Here is a 941-nt window from a genome sequence, read left to right as displayed (position 1 = left end):
GGTCGGAGTGATAGGATTCGAACCTACGACCCTCTGGTCCCAAACCAGATGCGCTACCAAACTGCGCCACACTCCGAAATTCTCTATTATCACGATAGTTTGTTGATTAACTCGTTGTTGGCAATGCCACTAACTTGTTAATGTTCCTCGCTATCGAGGTGCACATATTAAGGGGTAAAGGCGATTGTGTCAACACCTATTTTCGATTAATTTTAAATAATCTCTAAATTCTTTCAAAAAAAGGCATTCTTATAAAAATAGCACCCTAAAAAACCTTTGTTAATTATGATTGATGGAATCATTATTCCTCATTCAAATTCGCAGGCAAATAACCGTTGACCATACCTGTCAGCACATCGAACGGTATCAACCATAAATCCGCATGGTTTGAGTGGTTACTTTTAGTACCATCGATAATGTCACTTTTACTATCGCCACTGTCACGATACATCTGCTGCTTAAGCGCAACTGGTCGTCTCTTGTCTCCTAATACAGGATATACCATCCAACCTTGCCCTGCTTGATAAGCCTGTGCATAACTGGTCAACTGATAGGCGTCACTGGCACTAATAGCACCAGCATGAGGCAGATATTTCCATTTGATATCGATGACGTGGCTATAGCAACCGTTTACCGTCTCTTTGATAACGGCGGTGTCACTCTGATTTTGATCATTATCATTATCAGCCGTTTTATATATCAGCAAATCTGGTCGTATCGATACGCATGCTTGACCCTCGCTATCATTGAGCCAGACACTTTGGGTTTGGTAAAAAGGACGATAACTGCTACTCACTTGCTGAAACATCGATGCGATGCGCTGACTCGCCCACTGTTCAAACGCCTGATTCATATCGATCAATAGACATAATCTTGGCTGAAGTAGGTTTGGTCGAGTGGGATCAATACCATAACCTGTCGATGCATTTGACTGCGGTAAC

The 941-nt window shown here is 42.3% G+C and carries 1 protein-coding gene and 1 tRNA gene; both read right to left on the bottom strand.

Annotation, left to right across the window (positions count from 1 at the left end):
* Positions 1 to 2: 2 nt before the first annotated feature.
* A tRNA-Pro gene (locus tag ACS8FC_RS15450) sits at positions 3 to 76 on the bottom strand.
* A 225-nt stretch (positions 77 to 301) separates the two neighbouring features.
* Positions 302 to 941: 5-methylcytosine restriction system specificity protein McrC (locus ACS8FC_RS15445; RefSeq protein ID WP_439297423.1), on the bottom strand; the 640-nt coding region annotated here is incomplete at its 5' end.

This window comes from Psychrobacter sp. 1Y4 (genome assembly GCF_051847555.1).
The sequence above is the reverse complement of the archived record's forward strand: the minus strand, read 5'-3'. Positions and strand labels throughout refer to the sequence as shown.